The 7049-nt window shown below is 70.0% G+C and carries 6 protein-coding genes; 2 read left to right on the top strand and 4 right to left on the bottom strand.

The annotated features are described in order from the left end of the window. Positions 1-1074, bottom strand: a 1074-nt coding sequence (locus A5709_RS26055; protein WP_231987076.1) for a branched-chain amino acid aminotransferase, incomplete at its 3' end; no start/stop codon positions are given. 53 nt (positions 1075-1127) lie between these two features. Next, complete coding sequence (gcvT, locus tag A5709_RS26050; protein WP_068123583.1) at positions 1128-2225, bottom strand: glycine cleavage system aminomethyltransferase GcvT; 1098 nt, start codon at positions 2223-2225, stop codon at positions 1128-1130. A gap of 41 nt (positions 2226-2266) precedes the next feature. Between gcvT and A5709_RS26045 the strand changes: the two genes are divergently transcribed. Continuing rightward, positions 2267-3391 (top strand): adenylate/guanylate cyclase domain-containing protein, encoded by a 1125-nt coding sequence (locus tag A5709_RS26045; RefSeq protein WP_068123580.1) that lies wholly within the window; start codon positions 2267-2269, stop codon positions 3389-3391. A gap of 11 nt (positions 3392-3402) precedes the next feature. Further along, positions 3403-4950 (top strand): leucyl aminopeptidase, encoded by a 1548-nt coding sequence (locus A5709_RS26040; protein ID WP_197520239.1) that lies wholly within the window; start codon positions 3403-3405, stop codon positions 4948-4950. Here A5709_RS26040 and A5709_RS26035 read toward each other — a convergent pair. Together A5709_RS26035 and A5709_RS26030 are read right to left on the bottom strand one after the other, a co-directional pair. After that, a complete protein-coding gene (locus tag A5709_RS26035) occupies positions 4947-6548 on the bottom strand; it encodes an NAD(P)/FAD-dependent oxidoreductase (protein ID WP_082974379.1) in 1602 nt (533 codons plus the stop codon). The two genes, A5709_RS26040 and A5709_RS26035, sit on opposite strands and share 4 nt — an antisense overlap. Then, positions 6545-6994, bottom strand: a complete 450-nt coding sequence (locus tag A5709_RS26030; RefSeq protein WP_068008248.1) for an SRPBCC domain-containing protein — start codon at positions 6992-6994, stop codon at positions 6545-6547. The genes A5709_RS26035 and A5709_RS26030 overlap by 4 nt, the downstream gene beginning before the upstream one ends. Positions 6995-7049: the final 55 nt, after the last annotated feature.

The raw sequence follows: 7049 nt of genomic DNA, 5'->3' as shown, positions 1-7049 counted from the left end.
GCGATTGACGCCGGGTTCTCCGTCGAGGAACGCAAGATCGACATCGACGAATGGCAGAAGAAGGCCGCCGCCGGCGAGATCACCGAGGTGTTCGCCTGCGGCACCGCCGCCGTCATCACGCCGGTCTCGCACGTCAAGTACGGCGACACCGACTTCACCGTCGCCGGCGGCGGCCTTCTTCTGCCATTCGTCGATGTCGATCTTGCGTTCCTCGACGGAGAACCCGGCGTCAATCGCCAACTGCAGCAACGAATCCCGGGTGATCCCGGGCAACAGCGAACCGGACAGCTCCGGGGTGACCAACCGCGCGGACCCGCCGCTGCCGAACACGAAGAAGATGTTCATGCCGCCCATCTCTTCGACGAAGCGGCGTTCGACGGCGTCCAGCCACACCACCTGGTCGCACTGGTGTGCGGCGGCCTCGGCCTGGGCAAGCAGGGAGGCGGCGTAGTTGCCGCCGAACTTCGCCGCGCCGGTGCCGCCCGGGCTGGCCCGCACGTAGTCCGTCGACACCCAAACGGTGACGGGGTTGATGCCGCCCTTGAAGTACGCGCCGGCCGGTGAGGCGATCAGCAGATACCGGTACCGCTTGGACGGCCGCACGCCCAACCCGGGCTCGGTGGCGATGATGAACGGGCGCAGATACAACGCGTCTTCCCCGCCGGCCGACGGCACCCAGGCCTTATCGACGGCGATGAGCTGGCACAGCGAGCCCATGAACAGTTCGTCGGGCAGTTCGGGCATCGCGAGGCGCCGCGCCGACGACCGCATCCGCGCGGCGTTGGCCTCGGCGCGAAACGACACGATCGAGTCATCGGCCCAGCGGTAGGCCTTGAGCCCTTCGAAGATCTCCTGCGCGTAGTGCAGCACGATCGCCGAGGGGTCCAGTTCGATCGGGCCGTACGGGATGACGCGCGCGTTGTGCCAGCCCCGCTCCTCGTCGTAGTCGATCGAGACCATGTGGTCGGTGAAGTATTTGCCGAAACCGGGCGCGGCCAGGATGGATCCACGTTCGGCGTCGGTCGCGGGGTGGGCCGAACGTGAAACCGTGAACTCGAGGGAGCCGCTGGTCATGCGGCTGATTGTATATCCGCCTGCGACCGGGCTTTTCACCTGAACCGGCCGCACTAACGAGTTTTCGCGTCGACGAAGGGCGGCCGCACGACTTCACACTCGGCGGCGCGCCCGCGGATGTCGACGGTCACTCGCTGGCCGTCCTCGACGCCGGCGCCGGTGTCGATCAGCGCCAGCCCGATGCCGACTTGCAGCGTCGGGGAAAAGGTTCCCGACGTGGTGACCCCCACCGGCGTCTCGCCGGCGAGCACCGTCAGACCGGGCCGCAGCACACCGCGGCCGACCATCCGTAGGCCGCGCAGCAGCCGCGGCGGTCCGGCCTCCTTCTCCGCCAGCAGCGCGTCGCGGCCGAAGAACGCGCCCTTCTTCCAGCCGATCGCCCAGCCGCATCGGGCCTGCAGCGGCGAAATATCCAGCGCCAGTTCGTGCCCGTGCAGCGGGTAGCCCATCTCGGTGCGCAGCGTGTCGCGGGCGCCCAGCCCGGCGGGTTCGCCGCCGGCGGCGCCGACCGCCGCGGCCAGCGCGTCGAACACCACACCCGCGGATTCCCACGGCGGCAGCAGCTCGTAGCCGTGCTCCCCCGTGTATCCGGTCCGGCAGACCCGCACCGGGACCCCCGCGTAGGAGGCATCGGCATAGCCCATGTAATCCATGCCGGTCGGCAGGCCCAGCTCGCCGAGCACATCCGTCGAGCGCGGGCCCTGCACCGCGAGCACCGCGTAGGAGCGATGCTCGTTGGTGATCGTCAGACCCGCCGGGGCAGCCGCCCGCAGCGCCTCGACCACCGCGGCGGTGTTGGCCGCGTTGGGCACCAGAAAGATCTCGTCGTCGTCGACGTAGTAGGCGATCAAATCGTCGATGACGCCGCCGGATTCGTTGCAGCACAACGTGTATTGCGCCTTGCCGGGCCCGATTCGGCTCAGGTCGTTGGTGAGCGTCGAGTTGACGAATTCGGCGGCGCCCGGCCCGCGGATCAACGCCTTGCCCAGGTGGCTGACGTCGAACAGGCCGACGGCGTTGCGGGTGGCGTTGTGTTCGCTGACGGTGCCCGCGTACGACACGGGCATGAGCCAGCCGCTGAACTCGGCGAAACTGGCCCCCAGGTCGCGGTGGCGGTCTTCGAGCGGGCCATGCTGCAGGTCATCGGTCACGACGGTTCACCCTAATCGCGGCTGCTGGCACACTTGGGTGGGTGGTCGATTCCCCGGACTTCGAAGCGCTGGAGGCTGCCGGAATCGCTCGTGCGCGCGAACGGTCAGACCTGATCAAGTACCTCGACGAACTCGGCTTCAGCGTCGACGAAATGGTGGAAGCCGAGCAGCGCGGGCGATTGTTCGGGCTTGCCGGCGACGTCCTGCAATGGTCGGGCCGCCCGATCCACACGATGGCGACCGCCGCCGAGCAGCTCGGCTTGTCACCCGAGGAAGTCACCCACGCGTGGGGTCTGCTCGGCCTGACGGTCGCCGGCCCCGACGTCCCCGTGCTGAGCCAGGCCGACGTCGACGCGCTGGCGACCTGGGTCGCCTTGAAGACGGTGGTCGGCGAGGACGGCGCGTTCGGGTTGCTGCGGGTGCTCGGCGCGGCGATGGCCCGACTCGCGGAGGCCGAGTCGACCGCGATCCGGGCCGGGACTCCGGACATCCAGATGACCTACACCAACGACGAGCTCGCCACGGCGCAGGCGTACCGCGCGGTCGCGGAGTTCGTCCCCCGGATTTCGGCGCTGATCGACGTCGTTCACCGCCACCATCTGACCGGCGCCCGAACCCACTTCGAGGGCGTCCTTCGCGACACCTCGGCAAGCGTGGTGTGCGGCATCGGTTTTGCGGATCTGTCCGGCTTCACCGTGCTCACCCGCGCGCTGACCCCCGCCCAGCTTTCGGATCTGCTCAACGAGTTCGCCGGGACCGTCGCGGATGTGGTGCACCGCGACGGCGGCCGGGTGGTGAAGTTCATCGGCGACGAGGTGATGTGGGTGAGCGCGTCGCCCGAATGCCTGGCCAGGGCGGCGGTCGACCTCGTCGAGCACCCGCGGGCGCGCGAGGAGGGCCTGCAGGTCCGCGCCGGCCTCGCCTACGGCAGCGTCCTGGCGATCAACGGGGACTACTTCGGCAGCCCGGTCAACCTGGCGGCGCGCCTGGTCGGGGCCGCCGCCCCGGGCCAGATCCTGGCCGATTCGGCCCTGCACGAGCAACTGCCGGATTGGCCGGCGACGGCCCGCGGTCCCTTTGACCTCAAGGGTTTTGACGCCCCCGTCGTCGCCTTCGAGCTGCAGGGCGCGGGCGCCGCCGACCTCGGCGCGGGCTCCGGCGTTTAGGGTAAATGCCCGTGAGCACCGAATTGAGCTATCCAGGCCCATCCGTCAACGTCGCCACGTCGCTGCCGAAACGCGGGGCGGGTTCTTCGGTATTGATCGTGCCGGTCGTCTCGACCGGCGACGAGGACAGGCCCGGGGCGGCGGTCGCGGCGGGCGAGTCGCTGCTGCCGGCCGACGCGGTCGCCGAGATCGAATCCGGCCTGCGGGCGCTGGACGCCACCGGCGGCAGCGAGCAGGTCCACCGCCTGGTGGTGCCGTCGCTGCCGGCGTCGAGCGTGCTGACGGTCGGCCTGGGTAAACCGCGTCCGGAGTGGCCGGCCGACACCGTCCGGCGCGCCGCGGGTGTGGCGGCGCGGTCGCTGGGTACCGCCGAGGCGGCGCTCCTCACGCTGCCCGGCGACTTTGACGCCGACGTCTGCTCGGCGGCCGTCGAGGGGCTCATCCTGGGCAGCTACCGGTTCACCGAATTCCGCAGCGGCAAGACCGCGCCGAAAGACAAAGGGCTGCGCAAGATCACCGTGCTGTCCGCATCGAAGGACGCCAAAGCGGCCGGCGCGCACGGCGCGGCCGTGGCGACGGCGGCGGCCACCGCCCGCGACTTCGTCAACACGCCGCCAAGTCACCTCTTCCCGGCCGAATTCGCCAAGCGCGCAAAGGCTTTGGGCGAATCCGTCGGACTCGAGGTGGAGGTGCTCGACGACAAGGCGCTACAGAAGGCCGGCTACGGCGGCGTGATCGGCGTCGGGCAGGGCTCGTCGCGGCCGCCGCGGCTGGTGCGGCTGACCCACCGGGGCGCGAAGCTGGCCAAGAAGTCGAAGCAGGCCAAGCGAGTGGCGCTGGTCGGCAAGGGCATCACGTTCGACACCGGCGGCATCTCGATCAAGCCGGCGGCGTCGATGCACTACATGACCTCGGACATGGGCGGCGCGGCCGCGGTCATCGCCACGGTGGCGCTGGCCGCGCAGTTGCGGCTGCCGATCGACGTGATCGCCACCGTGCCGATGGCCGAGAACATGCCGTCGGGTACCGCGCAGCGTCCGGGCGACGTGCTGACCCAGTACGGCGGCATCACCGTCGAGGTGCAGAACACCGACGCCGAGGGTCGGCTCATCCTGGCCGACGCCATCGTGCGGGCGTGCGAGGACAACCCCGACTACCTGATAGAGACGTCCACGTTGACCGGTGCGCAGACGGTGGCGCTGGGCGCCCGGATCCCCGGCGTGATGGGCAGCGACGAGTTCCGCGACCGGGTCGCCGCGATCTCGCAGCGGGTGGGCGAGAACGGTTGGCCGATGCCGCTGCCCGACGAACTCAAGGACGACCTGAAATCGACCGTGGCCGACCTGTCCAACATCAGCGGCCAGCGCTTCGCCGGCATGCTGGTCGCCGGGGTGTTCCTGCGCGAATTCGTCGCCGACGGCGTGAGCTGGGCGCACATCGACGTGGCCGGCCCGGCGTACAACACCGGCAGCCCGTGGGGGTACACCCCCAAGGGCGGCACCGGTGTGCCGACGCGGACCATGTTCGCGGTGCTCGAGGACATCGCCGAGAACGGCTAGCGCTTACCCGCCACCAACGAGAAGACGGCCCGCTGCACCGTGCGGCGGGGCCAGCCGGTCGCGCCGTCGGCGGCCAGCGCGGCGTTGGCCGCGTTGCGCCCGCAGGCCCCGTGCACGGAGCCGCCCGGGGTCGCCGACGCGCTGCCCAGATACAGCCCCTGCACCGGGGTTTCGGCCCGGCCCATGCCGGGTGCCGGGCGAAAGATCAGCATCTGCTGCAATTGCGCGGTGCCGCCGTTGAGCGCCCCCATGTGCAGGTTGGCGTCGCTGGCCTCCAGGTCCGACGGCCGCTGCACGAACCTGTCGATGACCGCCGAACCGAAGCCGGGCGCGTGTTCCTCGATGACCCGGTCCATCCGCTCGGCGAGCCGGTCGGCCGACGCGTCGTCGGCAACATTGCGCGGCAAATGCGTATAGGCCCAAACACTTTCGGTACCCGCCGGAGACCTGCTCGGATCCGCGGTAGTGGTCTGGCCGAACAACATGAACGGATGCTCGGGCACCACCCGGGTGTTCAGGTCGGCCATCCAGCGAACCAGCCCGTCGCCGTCGGCCCCCAGGTGGACGGTGCCGACATCGTGCAGGTCTTTGGCCCGCCAGGGAACGGCCTTGCCGAGCGCGTAGTTGACCTTGACCACCGGCGGATCCCACGTGAAGTGCTCGAGGTCGCGTAACAGTTTGGGCGGCAACGCATCGGCGGTCAGCATGTCACCGAACAGGCGCGGTGCCGTCACGTCGGCGACGATCGCCCGCCGGGCCGCGACGGTGCGCCCCTCGGCCGTCGTCACCCCGACCGCGCGACCACCCCGCACCTGGATGCGGGAAACGTTCTGGTTGCATTCGATTCGCGCGCCCGCCGAGCGGGCACGGTTGACCAGCGCGGCCGTCAGCTGACCGGAACCCCCGACCGGCACGGGCCAGCCGCCGTCCTGGGCCAGCATCGTCATCAGGAATCCCATGGCGCCGCTGATCGGCGCGTCGGGAGGGACATCGGCATGCATCGCGTTGCCCAACAACAGAACTCGGGGCGCCTCGCCGACGAACAGCTCGCTCGCCATCGTGTTGGCCGGCTGCACCAACAGTCGCGCCACCCGAATCGCCTCGGCCGTACCGAGTTTGGTCAGCAGTCGCATCAGCGGGCGCACGGGCGGGAAGGGCGCCAGCATGGCGTCGAGCAGCGGAGCCTTGATCCGCTGCCACAAGTCCACCAGCCGCCACCAGTTATCGCCGTCGGCGGGTTCCCGCCGCGCGAATTCCGTTGCGGTGCGGGCGGGGTCGCGATACACGATGGGCGGATCGTCATCGGCCGTGCTGCGCGGATGCCCGACCACCGCCGGCGCGTGCGACCACCGCAACCCGTGGTCTTCGAGCCGCAGCGCCGCCATCGCCGGTGAGGCCACCGTCATCGGGTAGTAGGAACTGAACAGGTCGGTGATGTAGCCGGGCGTCAGCTCCGCGCTGCGGACCGCGCCGCCAGGTTCCGGCTGGGCTTCGAGCACCAGCACGTCCCATCCGGCGTCGGCCAGCATCGAGGCGGCGACCAGGCCGTGGTGTCCGGCCCCGATGACGACGGCGTCCGCGGTGTCCCGCACGATCACTTCACCTGGCTCGGCTCCTTGCGCTCCGCCAGGGCCCCCAGTCGCCACAGGCATTCCTTGTTGCGCGGGTAAGCCGCGGCCAGCGCAAGCGAATTGGGCACGGCGCCCATCGGGCCCTCGACGGGCACTTCGATCATCTCCACCCGGCAGCCCGTCGGGGTCTCGTGCAGCAGCATCGTTATCCGCGCGGCGCCGAGCGGCCCAAGGCGGGCACACAGCACCAGCTTGTGCGGCGGTTCCGCCTCTTCGACGACGGTCGCGTCGTTGATCACCAGCGGCCAGATCCCGATCGAGTGCCTTATCGATGAGCCGGGCTCCGGCCAGTTCGGATCGACCGCCCGCATGCGGCTGTTGCCCACCACCCATTGGGTGTAGGTCCACCCTTGGGCCAGCACTTCCCACACCCGCTCGCAAGGCGCGGCCACGTCCCGCGTCGCACTCAGCACCACAACCAATTCCCCTTTCGCTACCGCGGCGGAATACCCACGTAGCGGGCGTCGT

The organism is Mycobacterium sp. E1386 (genome assembly GCF_001672745.1).
GTDB lineage: Bacteria > Actinomycetota > Actinomycetes > Mycobacteriales > Mycobacteriaceae > Mycobacterium.
The sequence above is the reverse complement of the archived record's forward strand: the minus strand, read 5'-3'. Positions and strand labels throughout refer to the sequence as shown.